The 21,492-nt window shown below is 61.4% G+C and carries 16 protein-coding genes and 1 tRNA gene; 8 read left to right on the top strand and 9 right to left on the bottom strand.

Annotation, left to right across the window (positions count from 1 at the left end; translation table 11 throughout):
* Positions 1–72: 72 nt before the first annotated feature.
* From sucD to recA, 5 genes are all read right to left on the bottom strand, one after another.
* Entirely contained in the window at positions 73–954 is an 882-nt protein-coding gene (sucD, locus tag AC0KUR_RS28280; protein ID WP_006477916.1) for a succinate--CoA ligase subunit alpha, read from the bottom strand.
* Between the two features lie 69 nt (positions 955–1,023).
* Entirely contained in the window at positions 1,024–2,190 is a 1,167-nt protein-coding gene (sucC, locus tag AC0KUR_RS28275) for an ADP-forming succinate--CoA ligase subunit beta (RefSeq protein WP_006477915.1), read from the bottom strand.
* Between the two features lie 68 nt (positions 2,191–2,258).
* On the bottom strand, positions 2,259–2,867 hold the full coding sequence (locus tag AC0KUR_RS28270; RefSeq protein WP_034189066.1) for a DUF2889 domain-containing protein: 609 nt from the start codon (positions 2,865–2,867) through the stop codon (positions 2,259–2,261).
* Between the two features lie 145 nt (positions 2,868–3,012).
* Complete coding sequence (gene recX / locus AC0KUR_RS28265) at positions 3,013–3,882, bottom strand: recombination regulator RecX (protein ID WP_301742371.1); 870 nt, start codon at positions 3,880–3,882, stop codon at positions 3,013–3,015.
* Positions 3,882–4,955: a recombinase RecA gene (recA, locus tag AC0KUR_RS28260; protein WP_034189064.1), complete on the bottom strand. Its 1,074-nt coding sequence runs from the start codon at positions 4,953–4,955 to the stop codon at positions 3,882–3,884. The genes recX and recA overlap by 1 nt, the downstream gene beginning before the upstream one ends.
* A gap of 188 nt (positions 4,956–5,143) precedes the next feature.
* Here recA and AC0KUR_RS28255 point away from each other — a divergent pair, with 188 nt between their 5' ends.
* From AC0KUR_RS28255 to AC0KUR_RS28240, 4 genes are all read left to right on the top strand, one after another.
* The gene (locus AC0KUR_RS28255) at positions 5,144–5,872 is read left to right on the top strand and encodes a response regulator transcription factor (RefSeq protein WP_034189063.1); all 729 of its coding nucleotides are present in this window, start codon (positions 5,144–5,146) and stop codon (positions 5,870–5,872) included.
* 17 nt (positions 5,873–5,889) lie between these two features.
* Positions 5,890–7,437, top strand: a complete 1,548-nt coding sequence (locus AC0KUR_RS28250) for a sensor histidine kinase (protein WP_034189062.1) — start codon at positions 5,890–5,892, stop codon at positions 7,435–7,437.
* Positions 7,438–7,664: 227 nt separating this feature from the next.
* Complete coding sequence (locus AC0KUR_RS28245) at positions 7,665–9,323, top strand: MFS transporter (RefSeq protein ID WP_049029339.1); 1,659 nt, start codon at positions 7,665–7,667, stop codon at positions 9,321–9,323.
* Between the two features lie 162 nt (positions 9,324–9,485).
* Positions 9,486–9,562: transfer RNA gene (locus tag AC0KUR_RS28240), tRNA-Met, on the top strand.
* Positions 9,563–10,572: 1,010 nt separating this feature from the next.
* Here the strand turns inward: AC0KUR_RS28240 and AC0KUR_RS28235 are convergent.
* Both AC0KUR_RS28235 and AC0KUR_RS28230 read right to left on the bottom strand, forming a co-directional pair.
* Positions 10,573–11,121 carry an IS630 family transposase gene (locus tag AC0KUR_RS28235; protein ID WP_473376708.1) on the bottom strand — a complete coding sequence of 183 codons (549 nt, stop codon included), beginning with the start codon at positions 11,119–11,121 and terminating at the stop codon, positions 10,573–10,575.
* Complete coding sequence (locus AC0KUR_RS28230; RefSeq protein ID WP_473376707.1) at positions 11,118–11,588, bottom strand: helix-turn-helix domain-containing protein; 471 nt, start codon at positions 11,586–11,588, stop codon at positions 11,118–11,120. The genes AC0KUR_RS28235 and AC0KUR_RS28230 overlap by 4 nt, the downstream gene beginning before the upstream one ends.
* A 444-nt stretch (positions 11,589–12,032) precedes the next feature.
* On the opposite strand from AC0KUR_RS28230, the gene AC0KUR_RS28225 reads away from it, so the two are divergent.
* Both AC0KUR_RS28225 and AC0KUR_RS28220 read left to right on the top strand, forming a co-directional pair.
* Positions 12,033–15,938, top strand: coding sequence for a beta strand repeat-containing protein (locus AC0KUR_RS28225; protein ID WP_473376706.1), 3,906 nt, complete (start codon positions 12,033–12,035; stop codon positions 15,936–15,938).
* 530 nt (positions 15,939–16,468) lie between these two features.
* A complete protein-coding gene (locus tag AC0KUR_RS28220; protein WP_226158262.1) occupies positions 16,469–16,984 on the top strand; it encodes a hypothetical protein in 516 nt (171 codons plus the stop codon).
* 87 nt (positions 16,985–17,071) lie between these two features.
* Here AC0KUR_RS28220 and AC0KUR_RS28215 read toward each other — a convergent pair whose 3' ends face one another.
* Together AC0KUR_RS28215 and AC0KUR_RS28210 are read right to left on the bottom strand one after the other, a co-directional pair.
* Positions 17,072–18,118 carry a phage portal protein gene (locus AC0KUR_RS28215; RefSeq protein ID WP_473376705.1) on the bottom strand — a complete coding sequence of 349 codons (1,047 nt, stop codon included), beginning with the start codon at positions 18,116–18,118 and terminating at the stop codon, positions 17,072–17,074.
* Positions 18,118–19,869 (bottom strand): terminase ATPase subunit family protein, encoded by a 1,752-nt coding sequence (locus tag AC0KUR_RS28210; RefSeq protein WP_473376704.1) that lies wholly within the window; start codon positions 19,867–19,869, stop codon positions 18,118–18,120. The genes AC0KUR_RS28215 and AC0KUR_RS28210 overlap by 1 nt, the downstream gene beginning before the upstream one ends.
* A 144-nt stretch (positions 19,870–20,013) precedes the next feature.
* On the opposite strand from AC0KUR_RS28210, the gene AC0KUR_RS28205 reads away from it, so the two are divergent.
* On the top strand, positions 20,014–20,838 hold the full coding sequence (locus AC0KUR_RS28205) for a GPO family capsid scaffolding protein (protein ID WP_069245905.1): 825 nt from the start codon (positions 20,014–20,016) through the stop codon (positions 20,836–20,838).
* 36 nt (positions 20,839–20,874) lie between these two features.
* Positions 20,875–21,492, top strand: a 618-nt coding sequence (locus AC0KUR_RS28200) for a P2 family phage major capsid protein (RefSeq protein ID WP_473376703.1), incomplete at its 3' end; no start/stop codon positions are given.

Genomic DNA, 21,492 nt, shown 5'->3' with positions numbered 1-21,492 from the left:
ATTCATTGCGCGAGCATAACAAAAAACGCCGGCAAAGCCGGCGTTTTCTGCAGGACGAACCCCGGGGAAATATTACAGCGCCTTCTTCAGCAGACGGCCCATTTCCGACGGGTTGCGCGTGACGGTGATGCCACACGCTTCCATGATTTCCAGCTTCGCTTCGGCCGTATCCGCACCGCCCGAGATCAGCGCGCCGGCGTGGCCCATGCGCTTGCCCGGAGGCGCCGTGACGCCCGCGATGAAGCCGACCACCGGCTTCTTCATGTTGTCCTTGATCCACTCCGCCGCATTGGCTTCGTCCGGACCGCCGATTTCGCCGATCATCACGACCGCATCCGTGTCCGGATCGTCGTTGAACATCTTCATCACGTCGATGTGCTTCAGACCGTTGATCGGGTCGCCGCCGATACCGACCGCCGACGACTGGCCGAGGCCCAGTGCCGTCAGCTGCGCGACCGCTTCATACGTCAGCGTGCCCGAACGCGACACGACGCCGATGCGGCCCTTGCGGTGGATGTGGCCCGGCATGATGCCGATCTTCAGTTCGTCCGGCGTGATCGTGCCCGGGCAGTTCGGCCCGAGCAGCAGCGTCTTGCGGCCTTCGCGACGCATGCGGTCCTTCACTTCGATCATGTCGCGCACGGGGATGCCTTCCGTGATGCAGATCGCGAGATCGAGGTCGGCTTCGACCGCTTCCCAGATCGCGGCCGCCGCGCCTGCCGGCGGAACGTAGATGACCGACACGGTCGCGCCGGTTTCCGCCTTCGCTTCCTTGACGCTCGCGTAGATCGGAATGCCTTCGAAGTCTTCGCCGGCCTTCTTCGGGTTCACGCCCGCGACGAATGCTTCGCGGCCGTTTGCGTATTCACGGCAGGCGCGCGTATGGAACTGACCGGTTTTGCCGGTAATGCCCTGCGTGATGACCTTCGTGTCCTTGTTGATCAGAATCGACATGTATTTTGACCTCTGTTCGATGGGCGTCGCGTGCAAACCGCGCCGCCCTACGTGTTCATTAGCGCGTGCTTACTTGCCTGCGGCAGCCGCGACGACCTTCTGCGCAGCCTCTTCCATGCTGTCGGCCGAGATGATCGGCAGGCCCGAATCGGCCAGCATCTTCTTGCCGAGGTCTTCGTTCGTGCCCTTCATGCGCACGACGAGCGGCACGTTCAGGTTCACGGCCTTCGAACCGGCGATCACGCCTTCCGCGATCACGTCGCAGCGCATGATGCCGCCGAAGATGTTCACGAGGATCGCCTTCAGGTCCGGGTTCTTCAGCATCAGCTTGAACGCTTCCGTGACCTTCTCGGTCGTCGCGCCACCGCCGACGTCCAGGAAGTTCGCCGGCTCGCCGCCGAACAGCTTGATGGTGTCCATCGTGGCCATCGCGAGGCCTGCGCCGTTCACGAGGCAGCCGATGTTGCCGTCGAGCGAGATGTACGCGAGGTCGAACTTCGACGCTTCGATTTCAGCCGGATCTTCTTCGTCCAGATCGCGGTAAGCGACGATTTCCGGGTGGCGGAACAGCGCGTTCGAGTCGAAGTTGAACTTCGCGTCGAGTGCGGTGACCTTGCCGTCGCCGGAGACGTTCAGCGGGTTGATTTCAGCCAGCGATGCGTCGGTTTCCCAGAAGGCCTTGTACAGGCCTTGCAGGATCGCGCGCGCTTGCGGGATCGAAGCAGCCGGCACGCCGATCTTCGCGGCGAGGTCGTCGGCCTGGGCGTCGAGCAGGCCCGTCGACGGCTCGACGATGACCTTGTGGATCAGCTCCGGATGCTTCTCGGCAACTTCCTCGATGTCCATGCCGCCTTCGCTCGAACCCATCAGCACGATCTTTTGCGAGATGCGGTCGACGACGAGGCTGACATACAGTTCCTGCTTGATGTCGGCGCCTTCCTCGATCATCAGGCGGTTGACCTTCTGGCCTTCCGGACCGGTCTGGTGCGTGACGAGCTGCATGCCGAGGATCTGGTTCGCGTATTCGCGCACCTGCTCGATCGACTTCGCCACCTTCACGCCGCCGCCCTTGCCGCGGCCACCCGCGTGGATCTGAGCCTTCACGACCCATACCGGGCCGCCGAGCTCTTCCGCCACCTTGACGGCTTCGTCAACCGAGAACGCCGGCTTGCCGCGCGGTACCGCGACTCCGAATTTCCGCAGGATTTCCTTACCCTGGTACTCGTGAATCTTCATGCGTGATTCCCTTCAGTCTGAGAGTTGGATGAAAAGTCGCTTAAGACGCTTCTTCGAATGATTTCCGTTCATTCCTTCGTGCTGCCGTCACCGGGCATATCCGGCCGAATCGGGCCGTACCAGCGCGGGTAGTACTGCCGCACGACCTCGCCGTCGAACCGCAGCGCACGGCAGCGGCCGAGCTGGAACGGCGGTTCGGCGGGCGCGCCGTCGTGATCCGGCCCTTCGCCGCCCTCCTCGCGCACGTTCCACACGTCACCGGCGAACGCCTGGATCGCCGCCGTCGGCAGCACGGCGCACAGTTCGGTGAGATGGGAGCAGCCTGCGACGCCGGCGAGCAGCCGGTTCGCGTTGCGGCGGAAATTGCGGAAGAGATTGAGCCCGATGAGGGCCCGGTAGGCAGGCGGGGCGGATTGACAGTGACCGGGATACGGCACCCATTCCGAAGACGCTTCGGCGTCGACGACATTGAGTTCACGATCGATAGTCACGCGCAGCCAGAGTTCGTGGATCGGCAGGCCTTGGGGCCGGATGCCCGACGCAAGCGCGACATCGCGCGGCTTGTGGTCGGTCAGGCAGGCTTCGATGTCCCACAAGCCGTCGCCGCGCTCGTAAGCTTCCGCTCGGATTGCGCGTCGATGTCGCAACTGACGGGGCACGGGCTCGGATAGCGGCATGCTGGAGGTTGAGGCCGAAGAGGAAAACCCATGGATTTTAGCATATTGGGTATTTGAGACAGTTTGACGCGACGGCGGGTATTCCCGCCTGTCCGGAGGCGGTTGCATTGCAGCAAAATCGCGCGCCACGCGCGCGACCGACCGGTCAGTCGTCGATCGGGAAATCGTCGCCGACCTTCAGCAACTTCACGATGGTCGCGCTCGAGAAGCCGCGCGCGGCAAGAAAGCGGGCCTGCTTCGCACGCTCGGCCGGCGTTTGCGGCAGTGCACCGAATTTCTTGCGCCAGACGGCCTGCGCACGGGCCCATTCGGTCTCGCGCAACTGCGCGTTCACTTCCTCGACGAGCGTGTCGCCGACTGCGTGACGCTTCAGCTCGCTGACGATGCGCGCGACGCCGACGCGCGATGCGCGGCGATGCACGAGGCTCTCGGCGAAGCGCGCATCGGACAACCAGCCGTCCTTTTCCAGCGCATCGAGCACCGGCTCGACGGATTCTTCTTCGCCGACGTAAGGCGCGAGCTTGCGCGCGAGTTCCACGCGACTGTATTCACGCCTCGACAAATAGCCGAGCGCACGGCCCTTCAATGAACGTGGCGGTTTCGACGACTTGCGTTCGGCGGTCCCGGGCGTGTCGCCGGATGAAGTACCGGAAGACGCACCGGACGCACGGCGCGTGCGGCGCGGATGCTGGCTGCTACGGGTATAGACGTCTTCCCGTGCCGGCGCCGACGCATCGGCTGCGCGATCGCCCGGGAAGCGGACACCGGACACGCGACGGCGTGACCGGTCGTGCGCGTCGAACGATTCGTCGTCGTCGAACGGATCGTCGGGCGCGGCAATCTCAAACGAAACGAGGGCATCGCCGGATGCCCTCGTCACGGTGCGGTTCGCGGCATCGCTGCCCGCGGCCCGCCGATCGGCGCCCGAGGATCCGGCTCGCCGGCCGGAGCGACCCGCCGCTTCGGGCGCGTCGCTCTCCGCCGGCTCGCCAGCCTGACCTCGGCGCGCAACCATCACTCTTCTTCGTCCACCGCCTCGGCTTCGTTGCCGACTACGCCATCGGGCATGCTGGCGACACCGAGCGATTCACGGATGCGGTTCTCGATCTCGCGTGCGATTTCCGGATTTTCACGCAGGAATTCACGCGCGTTGTCCTTGCCCTGGCCGATCTTCTCGCCGTTGTAGCTGTACCAGGCGCCCGCCTTGTCGACGATCTTCGCCTGCACGCCGAGATCGATGATCTCGCCCTGGCGCGAAATGCCTTCGCCATACAGGATGTCGAAAATCGCTTCGCGGAACGGCGGCGACACCTTGTTCTTGACGACCTTCACGCGGGTTTCGTTGCCGATCACCTCGTCGTTCTTCTTGATCGAGCCGATCCGGCGGATGTCGAGACGCACCGACGCATAGAACTTCAGCGCGTTGCCGCCCGTCGTGGTTTCCGGGTTGCCGAACATCACGCCGATCTTCATCCGGATCTGGTTGATGAAGATCACGAGGCAGTTCGTGCGCTTGATCGTGCCGGTCAGCTTGCGCAGCGCCTGCGACATCAGGCGGGCCTGCAGACCCGGCAGCGAATCGCCCATCTCGCCTTCGATTTCGGCCTTCGGCACGAGCGCCGCGACCGAGTCGATGACGATCATGTCGATCGAGCCCGAGCGCACCAGCGCGTCGGTGATTTCGAGCGCCTGCTCGCCGGTGTCCGGCTGCGAGATCAGCAGTTCCGGCACGTTCACGCCGAGCTTCGACGCGTATTGGACGTCGAGCGCGTGCTCGGCGTCGATGAACGCCGCGGTGCCGCCCAGCTTCTGCAGTTCGGCGATGACCTGCAGCGTGAGCGTGGTTTTACCCGACGATTCCGGACCGTAGATCTCGACCACCCGGCCGCGCGGCAGGCCGCCGACGCCCAGCGCGATGTCGAGACCCAGCGAGCCCGTGGAGACGACCTGGATGTCCTCGGCCGCTTCGCCGTCGCCCATCCGCATGATCGACCCCTTGCCGAACTGCTTCTCGATCTGCGCGAGTGCGGCCGCCAGCGCCTTGCTCTTCTCGGCGGTCATCCCGGAGCCCTTCTTGCTATCTTCCATGAATCGTCCTTTGCTATGATGAGCAGCGTCTGTTAAAGGCGCGCCCGCTTTCAAGCGCCGCCCACGAATGCAGACACTGTATAAAAAAACAGTAGTTTATGCAAGCCCGCAATGCGGGGCGTTGTACACGAATAACTCCGGAGACAGCCGCGTCGGCGCGAACGCCTCGCCGGCCATCGGTCAGCAACATGCGAATCCTCATCGCCGAAGATGACAGCATACTCGCGGACGGCCTCACCCGGTCACTCCGCCAATCGGGCTATGCGGTCGATCACGTGAAGAGCGGCGTCGATGCCGACACCGCGCTGTCGATGCAGACTTTCGACCTGCTGATCCTCGATCTCGGGCTCCCGAAAATGTCCGGGCTCGAAGTGCTCAAGCGCCTGCGCGCGCGCAACTCCAACCTCCCCGTGCTGATCCTGACGGCCGCCGACAGCGTCGACGAACGCGTGAAGGGGCTCGACCTCGGCGCCGACGACTACATGGCCAAGCCGTTCGCGCTCAACGAGCTCGAGGCGCGCGTCCGCGCGCTGACCCGGCGCGGCGCGGGCGGCGGCCCGACCGTCGTGCGCCACGGCTCGCTCGCGTTCGACCAGGTCGGCCGCATCGCGTACGCGAACGATCACGTGCTCGATCTCTCCGCGCGCGAACTCGGCCTGCTCGAAGTGCTGCTGCAGCGGATCGGCCGGCTCGTGTCGAAGGAGCAGCTCGTCGATCACCTGTGCGAATGGGGCGAGGAAGTCAGCAACAACGCGATCGAAGTCTACGTGCACCGGCTGCGCAAGAAGATCGAACCGAGCGGCGTGCGGATCTCGACCGTGCGCGGCCTCGGCTATTGCCTCGAGAAGGCCGCGCCCGCCGCGCCGGCCGATACGGCAGCGCCCCAGCCCGCGACGGCCGGCACGCCGCTGCGCTGACGGCGGGCGGCGCCGCGATGGCCACGCCGGCCCATTCCCGCCATCCGACCGGCGCGCCGTCGTCGGCCGCCGACGAGGCGCGCGACGCGCGCTACGAGAACCCGTTCGCGCCGCCCGACGAAACCGAATCGCCCGAGGCGCCGCGCCCGCGCTCGCTGTTCGGCGAGATCCTCGACTGGATGCTCGCACCGCTGCTGCTGCTGTGGCCGATGAGCATCGCCGTCACCTACCTCGTCGCGAAGACGATCGCGAACGGCCCGTTCGACCGTGCGCTCGAAACCAACGCGTACGTGCTCGCCCGGCAGATTCATCCGGTCAACGGCGTCGCCGAGCTGACGCTGCCGGAGCAGACGCGCGACTTCCTGCGCGCGGACAACGTCGACAGCGTTTACTTCCAGGTGCTCGGCACGCGCGGCGAACTGGTCGCCGGTGAAGCCGACATGCCGCTGCCGCGCGACGAGGACCGCCCGCCGCCCGGCGTCGTCGTGTTTCGCGACGACCTGCTGCGCGGCAACGACGTACGCGTCGCCTATACGACGGTCGCCCTGCCGCAATCCAGCGGCGCGCAGCCCGTGCTCGTGCAGGTCGGCGAGACGCTCGACAAGCGCAACGCGCTCGCGAACGACATCATCAAGGGCGTGATCCTGCCGCAGTTCGTGATCCTGCCGCTCGCGATCCTGCTCGTGTGGTTCGGGCTGTCGCGCGGGCTCGCGCCGCTCAACGCGCTGCAGGCGCACATCCGCGCGCGGCGGCCCGACGACCTGTCGCCCGTCGAGGCGCAGCGCGCGCCGCCCGAGATCGAACCGCTCGTCACGTCGTTCAACGACCTGCTCGCGCGCCTCGAACAGAACATGGCGCTGCAAAAGCGCTTCATCGCCGACGCCGCGCACCAGATGAAGACGCCGCTCGCGGGCCTGCGCACGCAGGCCGAGTTCGCGCTGCGCCACCCGGTCCCGCCCGACGTGCAGCGCTCGCTCGAACAGATCGCGACGAGTTCCGAGCAGGCCGCGCGGCTCGTCACGCAGCTGCTGGCGCTCGCGCGCGCCGAGAACCGCGCGAGCGGCCTCACGTTCGAGCCGGTCGAGATCGCCGCGCTCGCGCGGCGCGCGGTGCGCGACTGGGTGCAGGCCGCGCTCGCGAAGCGGATGGATCTCGGCTACGAAGGGCCGCCGGACGACGCGCCGCTCGACGTCGACGGCAATCCGGTCATGCTGCGCGAGATGCTCGGAAACCTGATCGACAACGCGATCCGCTACACGCCCGAAGGCGGCCGCATCACCGTACGCGTGCATGCCGACCCGGCGGCGCGGCTCGTGCATCTCGAAGTCGAGGATACGGGCCCCGGCATCCCGGCCGCCGAACGCGAACGCGTCGTCGAGCGCTTCTACCGGATCCTCGGCCGCGAAGGCGACGGCAGCGGCCTGGGGCTCGCGATCGTGCGCGAGATCGCCACCCAGCACGGCGGCACGCTGACGCTCGACGATCACGTCTACCAGCAGGCGCCGCGCCTGGCCGGCACGCTCGTGCGTGTCAGCCTGCCGCTGACCGGCACGGCCCCGGATTAACCCTGACGCGCGCCGCCGGCGGCCGGCGCAAATGCGTCGAAACCGGCGATTTACCGGACGATCGCGCCACAATCGACGCGTGTAGCGGCCGATTCGGCACGGGTTAACGTGCAGTCGTTTTGTGCGCGCGAGTCAGTCCGCCGTAAGTTTCCGTGCCAATAATCGTCGTCAGGCCCGCCCCTCCCAAGGCGGCCGCATATCTATATCAAGGGACTTGGAGACGATTCATGGCAACGTTAGGCGGGCAAATTTCGCACTCGCCGATGACGGGCGAAGAGAAGAAGGTGATCTTCGCGTCGTCGCTCGGCACCGTGTTCGAGTGGTACGACTTTTACCTGGCCGGCTCGCTCGCGGCCTACATCAGCAAGAGCTTCTTCTCCGGCGTCAATCCGACCGCCGCGTTCATCTTCACGCTGCTCGGCTTTGCAGCCGGCTTCGCGGTGCGGCCGTTCGGCGCGATCGTGTTCGGCCGGCTCGGCGACCTCGTCGGCCGCAAGCACACGTTCCTCGTGACGATCGTGATCATGGGCGTCTCGACGTTCGTGGTCGGCTTCCTGCCCGGCTACGCGTCGATCGGCATCGCCGCGCCCGTGATCTTCATCGCGATGCGGCTGTTGCAGGGCCTCGCGCTCGGCGGCGAGTACGGCGGCGCGGCGACCTACGTCGCCGAACATGCGCCGGCGAACCGTCGCGGCTTCTACACCGCGTGGATCCAGACGACCGCCACGCTCGGCCTGTTCCTGTCGCTGCTCGTGATCCTCGGCGTGCGTACGTTCATCGGCGAGGAAGCGTTCGGCAGCTGGGGCTGGCGCGTGCCGTTCGTCGCGTCGATCCTGCTGCTCGCCGTGTCGGTGTGGATCCGGATGCAGCTGAACGAATCGCCGGTGTTCCTGCGCATCAAGGCGGAAGGCAAGACGTCGAAGGCGCCGCTGACCGAAGCATTCGGCCAGTGGAAGAACCTGAAGATCGTGATCCTCGCGCTGATCGGCCTGACGGCCGGCCAGGCCGTCGTGTGGTACACGGGCCAGTTCTACGCGCTGTTCTTCCTGACGCAGACGCTGAAGGTCGACGGGGCCAGCGCGAACATCCTGATCGCGATCGCCCTGCTGATCGGCACGCCGTTCTTCCTGTTCTTCGGTTCGCTGTCGGACAAGATCGGCCGCAAGCCGATCATCCTCGCGGGCTGCCTGATCGCGGCGCTGACCTACTTCCCGCTGTTCAAGGCGCTCACGCACTACGCGAACCCGCAGCTCGAGCTCGCGACGCAGAAGGCGCCGATCACGGTCCTGGCCGACCCGGCCACCTGCTCGTTCCAGTTCAACCCGGTGGGCACGTCGAAGTTCACCAGCTCGTGCGACATCGCGAAGAGCGCACTCTCGAAGGCCGGCCTGAACTACGAGAACGTCGCGGCACCGGCCGGCACGCTGGCCCAGATCAAGGTCGGCGACACGGTGATCCAGACCTACGACGGCAAGGCGGCCGACGCGAAGGCGCAGGGCGCGGCGTTCGACAAGACGCTCGCATCGACGCTGAAGGGAGCCGGCTACCCGGCGAAGGCCGACCCGGCGCAGCTCAACTGGCCGATGACGATCGTGATCCTGACGATCCTCGTGATCTACGTGACGATGGTGTACGGCCCGATCGCCGCGATGCTGGTCGAGATGTTCCCGACGCGGATCCGCTACACGTCGATGTCGCTGCCCTATCACATCGGCAACGGCTGGTTCGGCGGCTTCCTGCCGGCGACCGCGTTCGCGATCGTCGCGGCGAAGGGCGACATCTATTCGGGCCTCTGGTATCCGATCGTGATCGCGCTGGCCACCTTCGTGATCGGCCTGCTGTTCGTCAAGGAGACGAAGGACTCGAACATCTACGCGCAGGATTGAGGTTGTCCGGGCGGGCGGATGCGGGTTGCCGGACGGGTGTTCCGGCGACCGGCAAACCGCCCTGCCGCGAGGGCGTCGTGGGTCATCCGGCAACTTTTTTCACGGGAGATGGAAAAAGCTGTTGACAGCCAGGCGGCCGACCGACATAATTCAATTCTTCACGGCGAATTAGCTCAGTCGGTTAGAGCGACGGAATCATAATCCGCAGGTCCGGGGTTCGAGTCCCTGATTCGCCACCAATAAAAACAAGGGCTTAGCAGCGCTGCTAAGCCCTTGTGTCATTCCGGTTCAGTCGAATATTAGACGCCGTCTAAAAAGCATCGCCCTCGCCGCACTCCAGCGCGCACGTCATATAGCAACGTTGCCTACCTTTCGTAAAGTGTCTCCACCGGGGCACTGACACATATTCATTCTTTCTCGCTGCCCTGAGCCGCGCACCACCAGCGTCATCGTCCCGCCCAAACGTTCTCCTACAACCAAAACCGAAGACGCGCCGCAGTTGGTCCGGCCGGCCTACAAGAGCAACGACTTGCTCGACGCTCACTTTACTCAGCACCGCAGCATAGATCGCGTGGGAGGAATTTGCTGCAGGGAAGCTGCACCAGGCGATGCGGTCGCGCATGCTGCGGCTACTATTTACGGGAATTTTGCGATTTTCGAACGGCATCGTTGAGTTGTGCTGCAATGACATGCTCGCACCCAACCCGATTCAACGCAAATCACAATTTTCTTCACGCATCTCCATATGTGATTTTTGTTCATGTAATCTCGCGCATCACGAAGGCGAATCTAACACCAAGCCATAGCATCCAATCAGCCGTGCGGACCCAGCTTCTTGGAGAAAATTTATGAGCGCAGTCCATAGATTAGCCGCAGTCTTTATGATTTTTTATTATTATCGTCAGCCTAGCGCGATCACTTCCGCGAAAAATAAAAACTTCTCCCAAATATGCTCTTTACGGGGCACAATTATTAGTGACAGCCATCACCGCCCCAGTTATGCTCGACTCATTAAATTCACGAAATAAAATGTAGACATAATTGAATAATATTATTAAATCAAATCATTGTGTTTTTAAACATATTTCATGAGTGCGGCAAATTCAGTGTAGAACCGTTCCGCAGCGTTCGCCTGGAGGGCGAACTGCGTCAGAGAAAGATTTGGACGGGGCTGCACAACCCCGCCCAAATCCAACTTTCCCCGTGAACGGGGAGGTTTTTACCAGAAAAGCCTTTGATAAATAAGTGTTCACGAGAAACTGGTTTGAAATTTGGCTCCATAGCCAGCCAGTAGATCGGCCAGTTCAGCGTCGATGGTTTCCTTGGCCCAGGTGACGAAGCGCCGCCATCGGCATTTCAGTTGCCGCCATACGATCTCGATCTTGTTGAGTTCGGGACTGTAGGCGCGAAGATAGAACAGGACAGCTTTGTGATCGATCAGCCACCGATCCCGTGTCGTTTCGTCGATACCGTGATGGATGCTCGCGTTATCGAGCACGATCACGGTCGGACGGTCATCGTCCACCGCGAGCAGATCGTCGATAAAGCGGACAACGGTTGGGCCTTTGATGCTGCGGGCATGGGTAGCGTGGATCAGCAAGTTCGGGCCGTAGTCCAGGGCGCCAAGAACACTACGGCGGCAGTGTGTGTTCGGTTCGATCTCGTGAGGCAAGCCTCGTGGTGACCAGCTACGCTGAACCGGCGGCGATCCGCAAAAACCTGCCTCGTCGAGGTAGAGCAGGCGAATGGCGTTCTCGCGAGCGGCCTGCTGCAGCTTGTCGAGCGTGGCTTGTTTCACGGCGAATGCCTCTGGGTCGCGCTTTTTTTGAGCGACAGGCGGTTGCGCTTGAACGTAAAGCCCTCCCGCTTGAGCGCCACGCTCAGTGTATCGAGATGCCCGAACGGCAACGGACCGAATTCAGCCTCGAGGCGCTGGACGATTTGCTCGCGCGTCAGCGGTTCGACCGAGGCCATGCGCACGACTGCGGCGATCATCTCGTCACTCAACGCGCGAGGCCGTCCGCCTTTATGACCGATCTTGACCAGCAGCCCGATCACACCCGGTTCGCGCCACGTGTGGGCCCAGTTGTAGACCGACTGACCGCTCACACCGAGCTTCGCGCCGACGGCCACCGGACGCAGCTTGCCGCTCGCAAGCATCAACAGAGCGGCTGCCCGCATGCGCATGTCCTGGTACGGATGGTTGATCGACAACTGCTGCAACGTCTGCTCCTCGGCTTCAGTCAGTACAACGACGCACTTCATGCAGGGCTCCGGCGTATGCGATTCGCCGAAGTTAACAAACTTCAAACACGTTTACCAGCAACACTTAACGCCTGAAAATGCGGGGAAATTTATTATGGAAACGATATGAATAAAGCATTCAAAACATCAGTTGACTACCTTTGTGTATTAATTTCCATTATTTTTTTATGCATTGTTGCATACCGAGCGGATTTTCCGGAGAGGACGAAAGGGGTTGCGTATTCATATTTATTCCTAGCGACAATTTTTCCAATGTCCTTCAGTGTGATATGGTGCGCATTTCGTATAGGTAAAAGTCGCCCTGAATTAATTCGAAAATTAATTTTCAAAAGAGATGGAAATTTATCCTCTTTAAGGATTTTTTTATTTGGTGCATTTGTTGGCGGCCCATCGGTGGTGATTTTAATAAAAATATTTGAAATTTTACTGAAGAGGTTCTAATATATGACCATCTCTGGATTGGTGAATGGGGTGATCAGCTTTTTTGTGGTTGGGGACAATGCAATCTCAGCCGAAGAGGCGGGAAAAAATAACGGTGCTCAGATAGTCTCCGCGTCCGGCCAAATAATCGCGACGATTGCCTCCATTACCCCGACCGGTGCAATTGCAACGACTCCCGGTGCGGCAGTCGTAACTGCAATGAAAATCACCATTGATGTTCAGTCGGGAAACGGTGTTTCTTGGTCGGACGTCGCCTCGTTGATTGGTAATGTCGTTTCTTTTGTAGGTGGCGTGGCTTTTTTTGTGCCGGGGGGGCAAGTTGTTGGCGGTCTGGCACTTGCGGCAGGTCTATTTTTCAATTCGGCGGGCTTGTATCTTGATCGCCAACAGATTTTAAGTACAGTCCAAGGTCTCTTTGGCGCGGCCGCTCAGCAATCGAGCCCACTCGAGCTAGACTTGACTGGCAATGGCGTGCAGACAGTTGGGCAATCGGCCGGCGCGCATTTCGACTATACCGGCAGCGGATTTGCCCAGGCGACCGGCTGGGCCGCGCCGCAGGACGGCATTCTCGTGATGCCCGACGCGAACGGCCGAGTCACCAAGGGTAGCGAACTGTTCGGTAACAACACCGTATTGCCAAATGGAACCCTCGCCTCGAATGGCTTTGTCGCGCTCGCCGCTCTCGACAGCAACCATGACGGCGTGATCGATGCGAAGGATCCCGCGTTCAGCCAATTGCGCCTCTGGGTCGGTGGCAATGGTCAGCCGGGCTCGGGTCAATTGCTCACGCTCGCCCAGGCGGGCATTCAGAGCCTGAATCTGAGCTATACGACGCAAAACTTCACCGATGCCAACGGCAACCAGATTCGGCAGTTCGGCTCCTATACGCTGACCAACGGCACGACACGCGCCATGGACGACGTCTGGTACAGCATCAACAGCGCCGAAACTATCAACGTCAGCACGCCCGTGGCCGTGAGCGCTACCATCGCCGCCCTGCCGAACCTTATCGGCGCCGGTAACCTACACGGCCTGCAACAGGCGATGGCGCTCGACACCAGCGGCAAATTGACGGGTCTAGTGCAAGCATTCGCCTCAGCGGCGAACACCATGACGCTCGCGCAGGCGCGTACCTCGGCAGAGGCGATCCTGCTCGACTGGACCGGTGCCGACAAATATTCCGCGACGAGCCGTGGCCCGTATATCGACGGGCGCGATCTCTACGCGCTTGAAGCCTTCATGGGTCAAGGATACCTCCAGAAGGGCTCCAGCCAACCGGCCCAAGATGCTGCGGTGTATCTACAGCAAGCGTATGGAAAACTGCTGGACTGGACCACCGCTCAGCTGCTCGCGCAGACGAAATTTGCGCCTTGGATCAACGAGGTTGCGCTCACATGGAATGCCACAACCAACAGCTTGGGTATGGACGTGAGCAAGGTCGTTGCAACATTGAGCGGACTTTATAGCAGCGCTCCGACTCAGGGCGCCGCGTGGATGAACGAATTCGCACAAAGCCTCAAAGGCATGGGCACCGCCGGCACCCAGATCCTCACGGCACTTCACCAGCAAGGCAGCGTGAGCGGCACGGGATTTAGCCTTGCCTTGGCGACAATGGGCTACACCCTGGTGAACGGAAGCGCAACGAACGGTACCCTTAGCGGTGTGCTGAATCAGGATTCGATGCTACTGGGCGTGTCTGGCGAATCGCTCGTTGGTGCTAATGGCAACGACCTGCTGGTGGCGGGCGGTGGCGTAGAAACCTTCACCGCGGGCACGGGTAACGACACGTTCATGTTCAACAAAGGCAGCGGTCAGCTTTTGATCAAGCCGAGCTACCAGAAGACCGCAACTACGGATCAGGACGTTGTCAGGCTGGGAGTGGGCCTGACGCCCTCCGGTACGACCATGACGCGCGACCGGTCAAATAACCTGATTCTTAACTTCGGCAATGGCGACCAGATCACCATTTCGAGCTACTTCATTAACGTGCTCAATCAACCGGCTATTGTGTTCGCCGATGGTACGACTTGGAACCCAATCGCGCTCCCGGGCAACCTGTCTCTGCAAGATACGAGCGCAGGGGGCAATACGCTGAATGGCGCAATCGGACTCAACGACACGATTGTGGGTGCGGCAGGCGACACGATTAACGCCGGCAATTTGAACGATACGATCACGGCAGGCAAGAACAGCACCATTAATGCCGGCGCAGGTGTCGACACGATTCTTTACAACGTCGGTAGTGGTCTGGTCGTGCTCAACGAGGCCAACAGCAAGATCGCCGGCACAACGATCAATCTCGACGTGATAAAACTGGGTACTGGCATCACTGCGGCCGCCACGCAAGTCACACGAGATCTGTCGAACAACCTCATTCTCGGGTTCGGTAACGGCGACCAGCTGAAAATCCCCAATTATTTCGACACCGCGCTCAACCAGCCGTCGTTCGTGTTCACGGATGGCACCACATGGAGCCCCTCATCCATCATGAATCAGGTTGTGCTCGTCGACACAACCTCGGGTAACAGATCGCTATACGGCCAGAGCGGCGTGAACAACCATATCGTTGGTGCCGCTAACGATACGATTCAGGCCGGCAACCTGAACGACACGATCACCGTCGGCAAGAACAACACGGTCTATGCGGGTGCTGGCGTCGATACCTTCGTGTTCAATGCCGGCAGCGGCCTCATGGTGCTCAACGAATCGAGCAAGACCGCAGGGACGAATCAGGATGTCGTAAAACTCGGACCGGGTATTACCGCAGCGTCGACAACCATTACCCGAGATTTGTATAGCAATTTGAACCTCGGTTTTGGCAACGGCGATCAGCTCAAGCTAACGGGCTATTTCTACAACACAACGTCTCGACCGACGGTGGTGTTCGCCGACGGTACTACGTGGAATTATGCGGCCATCACGAACCAACTCGTGTTTGCCGATACGACATCGGGCGGCACCTATCTAAACGGCCTATACGGTGTGAACAATCGGATCATCGGTGCGGCCAACGACACAATCACTGCCGGCAATCTGAATGACACGATCACCGCAGGCAAAGGCGATACGATTTTCGGCGGTGCGGGCATCGATACGGTCATCTACAACGCCGGAAGCGGGCTGGTTACACTCAACGAAACCTACACGAGTAAGACCAGCGGCACCAATCAGGACGTCGTTAAACTTGGGGCGGGGATCACCGCAGCAGCCACGCAAGTCTCTCGCGATCTATCGAACAGTCTAATCCTGAGTTTGGGCAATGGCGATCAAATCAAGATCGTCGGTTACTTCAACGGTGCCTCGAATCAGCCGTCAATCTCGTTTGCGGACAGCACTCAATGGAACTACACGAGCATCGTCAGCAAGCTCGTGTTTGCCGATACGACTTCGGGGGGCACACGATTGTATGGCCTGACGGGGGTGAACAACAACATTGTCGGCGCTGCCAATGACATGATTGTGGCGGGCAACCTAAACGATGCGATTACGTCCGGTAAGGGCGATACAATCTACGCGGGAGCCGGCAACGACACGTTCAAGGTCGGGTCCGGGACTGGCGCAGTCACGATTAACGAAGCAACGAAGACCGGTGGCGCCAATCAGGACGTGTTGCAGCTGACCGGCGCGAAATCGAATCAGCTCTGGTTCCGCGCCGTGGGCAACAATCTGGAGATTGACGTGCTGGGCACGACGGACCACGTAACGATTAACAATTGGATGAGCGATCCGACGACACACGTACAGCAAATCCAAGCAGCGGACGCCACTATGTCGCCGGCCGCTAAATCGGTCGCGTTGATGGTTCAGGCGATGGCGTCGTTCGGTGCGCCGCCGGCAACCCAAACAGCCTATACGCCAACCGAACAGGCTGCGCTTGCGCCGCTGCTTGCCTCGAGCTGGCATCACTAAAACGCCCAATAACCCGTGCCACCAAGGGGGCCAAACCCCGGTGGCCGGGTGCATTGAGGCCTTCCTGCCAAACGTAGCCTGTAGGCAGTGCAGGCAAGAGACTGCATAACCAAGGCGCATAAAACTGCATAGCGAAATCCGACTGTCGATCGCCACGCGGGGCGCGCCGGACGGCCCGGCGCGCCCCGTGCATGTCTGCATAAAATTCATTCGTTTTTGCGGGCAGGTGGGGCGGGGTCACAACTGCGCGCGCCGGGTCGAAACACGCATCCTTCGAGGCAGCAGGCCGTGTGCCGCATGGCCACTATGACTTGACAGCGAGCCCATCACGCGGCTGCCGTGTCGGGGCTATCGGTTGCCGATCAAAGTGACTGCAGAGCCCCCCTGCGCTCGCTTACATCGCGATCAGCGATACGCAGAGCTACGGCTCCACGACGAACGAGGTCAATTTGAATCTCGGTAGAACGGGAAGCGCACGCGAATACGCCGGCCGAACCGGTCGGACGTAACGACATAGAGAGGAAGATAAATTGATCAAGCAGGAACGCCGGGCGAGCGTTATTGGGCTGTCGCTACTAGCTGCTGCATATGGCACGGTATTGCTGTGCGTGTCGGTAGCGGGCCTTTTACACAAACCGCCGAACGCCGACCATTGCGCCGCAAATACGTTCGGACAAGCCACACCCACTTCCGTAGCCGACGGAACGCTGAAGAAGGCCGGCGATTTCTACTATGTTCACAACGATGGAAGCGACGACGTGTTCGTAGCCGCTTGCATACGGAACAAGGGCGACGCCGAATGCCACGGGCCTGTGGCATTCGTCCAGGGTCACGTAAACGAATCAGTTCACGTCGAGTTCTGTGGCAAGAGTGTCACCCGACTCATTCTTTCGGGACACGAGGTGTCATTCTCTCTTCCGACCCAAAGTGCGTTGAATGCGAGTGATGCCAAGAAAAAACAGGTTGATTGGGTAATTTTCGGAATTGCGATGCTTGCAATCGCCGGGGGCGCAGTTGGAATCCGTGCCGCGACGCGAAAGCCATAGTCGCAAGCCCGCTATCGTGAAATAGATGGGCCAGCGAACCCAGTATCGTCCCCCACACTACTCGATATCGGCGCGGCGAATTTTTTGTTAGCCCGCCAGCGGAGCGTAGTCGCGAAACCGCACGACCTCGGTCCCGAGCCAGCCGTTCAGTTCGCGCAGCCGTGCCTTCAGCGGTTCGATCTCGAGGTCGTTGAATACCCCGGCCGCCTTCTCTACGTCACCGAACCCGCCCGCGTTCGACGGGATGATCCCCATCAGTTGCGGCGGCACGCGGTGCGCCGCGAGCTGATCCTCGATCGTTACCTTTTTGATGTTCCAGAACTCGTCCTTCGCCGCAACCTCGCCGATCGGCAGGAGCTGAATGCCGTCCTTCTTCCCTTTCGGCGCGTACATGAACAGGTTCCGGAAATTGCCCGGCCCCTTCGCGTTCTTCAACGCCGAGCGCAGGTTGTCGACGTCCTCTTGCTTCTCAGCCGCGTCGGTCATGTACAGGATGAAACCGGCATGGCTACCGTTTTTGTAGTAGCGCCGGCGAAACAGCGTCGCGCTTTCGTTCAGCCAGGTCGAGTTCAGCGCCGACAGGTATTCGGGTAGCCCGTAGATCTCCTGGTTCAGGTCCGGCTCGTACAGGTGATAGACCGAGCCCCTCGGGAACTCGTACGGCTCGCGCACGTTCGTGACGAACCAGTATTGATCCGGCTCGACGCCGACCCGTGTGTACTTCGCGAGCGACGACTTCAGCGCGATCGGCTTGCCGAGCTGGTTCGTGCGCCGCTCGAGGTAGCTGTTCGCGAAGACCAGGTACTCGAGCACGAACCGGCTGAAGTCCGCGCGCGGCAGCAGCGGATGCTCGATGTACGACTGCACGAGGATGTTGCGCTTCACGTAGATGGCCGAGCTGTGGTGTGGCGCGGCCCGAAACGAGCGCGCGAGGCCATCCAGAGGCAGGGGCGGCTCGTACCAATTTCCCATCCGCATGCACTCGACATATTCGAGCAGCTCGCGCCGGTCCATTACCTCGATCGGATCACCAAACGAGAACACCTCCGCGCGCGGCGCCGGTACGGATTCGGCGGCCTGCTCGGCACGGCCATGCGTTCGGCGCCCGGCGCCGCGTGGAATCTTGCGTGACATCAGAAAAGCTCCATAAATCCAGTATTGGTGCTCGTCGCGCCCTCGAGCGGCTCGTTCGCGAGCGCATGCATGCACGCCCAGGCCAGGTCGCCGTGGCTCGCCTCTTCGGATCGGCTCGCCTTGTACGTGACCTGCAGCCCGCTGGGCGTGATCGTTTTCTTGATCGCCATGAATGCGGCGGCGAGATCCTTCCAGCCCGTGTCGAACTCGAGCCGGCCTTTGCGGATCACGTTCTGCGCCTTCATCACGAGCGCGGTCTTGATCTCGACCGAGTAGTGGAACGGCGTCGCGGCCGGGAAAAACTTCGTGACGAGCTGATAGACGCCCTGGCCGATCCCCGTCGTATCAATGCCGATGTAGGTCACGCGGTAGCGCAGGGTCAGCGCCTCGATCTGCGCTGCCTGCGCTTCGAAGTCGAGGCCGTGCCATTGGAACCGCTCGAGCACGCGGAACTTGCCGCCGGGACACTTCGGTGGCGCCAGGACCACGCAGCCCGCACTGTCGCCCGTGTGCGACGGGTCGTAACCGATCCACACCTCTTCATCGCCGAACGGGCGCATGTACAGCGGCTTGAAGTCGTCCCATACCTCCCACGTGTCGACCATGCACGTCTGCAACGTCGCGAGAGGAAAGACCGACAACGAATCGTCAATGAACTGGCACAGCAGCAGGTTCGCGTATTCGTCCGCGCTGTATTCGAGCTTCAGGCGCTCGAGGTCGAACAGGTTGCAGCCGCCGCGCACGGCGTCCTCGACGGTCACGATCTGTCGATACTGTCCGTCCGCGCACGCGCGGCCGGTCGCGAGCGCCGCGTTCGAAATGTCGATCGAAACGCGCTGATCCTTCGGTCGACCGCGGTTGAACAGCGCACCGGACCAGAATGGGTATGCGTCGTGCGCAAGGCTCGACGGCGTCGAGAAATACGTCTGCCGCCACTGCGAATGAATCGCCATGCCGGACGCAACCTTGCGCAGGTCCTGGAAGCGCGGAACCCAGAAGTACTCGTCGAAATACAGGTTGCCGTGATAGCTCTGTGCCGTGCGCGCATTGGTGCCGAGGAAGTACAACGTCGCACCGTTCGGAAGCACCATCGGATCGCCCTTCAGCTCGACGCCGACCGCGTCCTTCGCGAACTGGACGATGTACTGGCGGAATACGTGCGCCTGCGCCTTGCTGGCCGACAGGAAGATCTGATTGCGGCCCGTGGTCAGCGCGTCGAGCAGCGCTTCGCGCGCGAAGTACCAGGTCGCGCCGATCTGCCGGCTCTTCAGGATGTTGCGAATCCGCTCTTTGAAGCCTGCCCGATACCAGGTGCGCTGATAGTCGAAAATCGATTCGAGGAACGCATCGTTCAGCTTCTCGATCTGCTCTTCGCTGAACGCGTTGCGGTCGTCCGAGCTGCGTGATCGGCGCGTGCCGCCCCCGCCCCCGAATTCGCTCACCTTTGCGTCGTTCGCTGGTCGCGACCGCAACCGGTCGAGCTGACGCGTCAGCAGGTCGATCTCCTTGAAGTCGCGCCCTTCCTTCGCCTCCTTCGTGACGAGCTTTATCAGTTGCGCCTCGATCGTCATGTTGACGCGATCGACCGGCTCAGTCTCGTCCCATCCATCGCGCTTTTTCCAGCTGTAGAGCGTGGCCGGCTTCACGCCGAGCAGCTCGGCGATACGTGCGATGCGATACCCCTGCCAGTACAGGTCGCGTGCGCGTCGACGTGGATCAACGTCGGATGAATCGATGGGAAGTGCGGTCATGCAGCAAGGCTACCGACGCGCGCGCGTAGGCCCTACTGCGCACGGTTGTATCGGTTGCTCGCACAACCAACATGCGTTGCGACTCCGGTTCGAACTGCCGAAACTGGAATCCCTGATCACAGCCCCCTCTCAGCGGATTCGCACATGGCACAGGACGCAAAGAAGACGAAGTTTTTCCGGATCGCGACCGAAGGCGCGACGACGGACGGCCGCACGATCGATCGCGCGATGCTCGAACAGATGGCGAGCAGCTACGACCCGAAAACGTACGGCGCACGCATCAACATGGAACACATTCGCGGCTACACCCCGGATAGCACGTTCCGCGCGTATGGCGACGTGATCGCGCTCAAGGCAGAAGAGCAGGACGGAAAAATGCGCCTGCTCGCGCAACTGTCGCCGACCAAAGACCTGGTCGCGCTGACCAACGAGCAGCGGCAGAAGGTCTACACGTCGATGGAAGTCGATCCCGATTTTGCCGGCACGGGAGAGGCGTACCTGGTCGGTCTCGCCGTCACCGACAACCCGGCAAGCCTCGGCACGGAAATGCTGCAGTTCAGTGCGAAACACAAAGCGTACGACGCACGGAAGCAGCGCCCGGAGAACCTTTTCAGCGCCGCCATCGAAGCCGACATCGCGATCGAAGACGAGGACGCACCGCCGCGCACCGGCGATGCCGGCAAGTCGCTGTTTTCGAAGGTACGCGATCTGCTGAATCGCAAGGGTGCGACCGACGACCAGCGCTTTTCCGACCTCTCGCAATCGGTCGTCGCGCTCGCGGAAAACCAGAGCCAGGTGCTCGAGCAGCTCGAGAAGTTCAACACGAACGTCGACGAGCTGAAGCGCGCGCAGCAGGAAAGCGACAAGCGCCACAGCGAGCTGGTCCAGAAGCTTTCGCGCACCGACAGCAGCTCGCAACAGCGGCCGACGTCGACGGGCAGCGACAACGGGGCGCAGACCGACTGCTAACCCGCCCTCATCCCATTTCCCCTAGACGGAGAACCCATGCGGAACACTACCCGCGAGCAGTACAACCGGTATCTGGCTCGCATCCAGGAACTGAACGGCATCAGCGATGCCACGAAGAAGTTTTCGGTCGTGCCGAGCGTGCAGCAAACGCTCGAAACCAAGATCCAGGAATCGAGCGCATTCCTCGGCCGGATCAACATCCACGGCGTCGAAGAAATGGAGGGCGAAAAGATCGGCCTCGGTGTATCCGGCCCGATCGCGAGCCGTACCGATACGACCAAGCGAGCGCGTGAAACGCGCGACGTCTCGGCACTCGACAATCAGAAGTACCGTTGCGAGAAGACGAACTACGACACGCACATCCGCTATCAGCAGCTCGACGCGTGGGCGAAATTCCCGGACTTCCAGGCGCGTCTGCGCGATTCCATCATCGTGCGTCAGGCACTCGATCGCATCATGATCGGCTGGAACGGCGTGAAGGTTGCGGACGATACCGATCTCGCCGCGAACCCGCTGCTGCAGGACGTGAACATTGGTTGGTTGCAGCAATACCGCAACAACGCGAAGCAACGCGTGTTCTCGGGCGTGAAGATCGGCAAGGGCGAAGAATTCAAGAATCTCGACGCTGTCGTTTCGCTCGCGCGCAACGAGTTC

Source organism: Burkholderia sp. YHN3-13 (assembly GCF_055810675.1).
The sequence above is the reverse complement of the archived record's forward strand: the minus strand, read 5'-3'. Positions and strand labels throughout refer to the sequence as shown.

What these genes read in the sequence shown, in the direction of transcription:
- AC0KUR_RS28255 (WP_034189063.1), top strand. Translation starts at nt 5,144, where the DNA reads ATGCGAATCCTCATCGCCGAAGATGACAGCATACTCGCGGACGGCCTC.
- AC0KUR_RS28245 (WP_049029339.1), top strand. Translation starts at nt 7,665, where the DNA reads ATGGCAACGTTAGGCGGGCAAATTTCGCACTCGCCGATGACGGGCGAA.
- AC0KUR_RS28225 (WP_473376706.1), top strand. Translation starts at nt 12,033, where the DNA reads ATGACCATCTCTGGATTGGTGAATGGGGTGATCAGCTTTTTTGTGGTT.
- recX (WP_301742371.1), bottom strand. Translation starts at nt 3,882, where the DNA reads ATGGTTGCGCGCCGAGGTCAGGCTGGCGAGCCGGCGGAGAGCGACGCG.
- AC0KUR_RS28215 (WP_473376705.1), bottom strand. Translation starts at nt 18,118, where the DNA reads ATGTCACGCAAGATTCCACGCGGCGCCGGGCGCCGAACGCATGGCCGT.
- sucD (WP_006477916.1), bottom strand. Translation starts at nt 954, where the DNA reads ATGTCGATTCTGATCAACAAGGACACGAAGGTCATCACGCAGGGCATT.
- AC0KUR_RS28230 (WP_473376707.1), bottom strand. Translation starts at nt 11,588, where the DNA reads ATGAAGTGCGTCGTTGTACTGACTGAAGCCGAGGAGCAGACGTTGCAG.
- AC0KUR_RS28205 (WP_069245905.1), top strand. Translation starts at nt 20,014, where the DNA reads ATGGCACAGGACGCAAAGAAGACGAAGTTTTTCCGGATCGCGACCGAA.
- sucC (WP_006477915.1), bottom strand. Translation starts at nt 2,190, where the DNA reads ATGAAGATTCACGAGTACCAGGGTAAGGAAATCCTGCGGAAATTCGGA.
- AC0KUR_RS28210 (WP_473376704.1), bottom strand. Translation starts at nt 19,869, where the DNA reads ATGACCGCACTTCCCATCGATTCATCCGACGTTGATCCACGTCGACGC.
- AC0KUR_RS28270 (WP_034189066.1), bottom strand. Translation starts at nt 2,867, where the DNA reads ATGCCGCTATCCGAGCCCGTGCCCCGTCAGTTGCGACATCGACGCGCA.
- recA (WP_034189064.1), bottom strand. Translation starts at nt 4,955, where the DNA reads ATGGAAGATAGCAAGAAGGGCTCCGGGATGACCGCCGAGAAGAGCAAG.
- AC0KUR_RS28250 (WP_034189062.1), top strand. Translation starts at nt 5,890, where the DNA reads ATGGCCACGCCGGCCCATTCCCGCCATCCGACCGGCGCGCCGTCGTCG.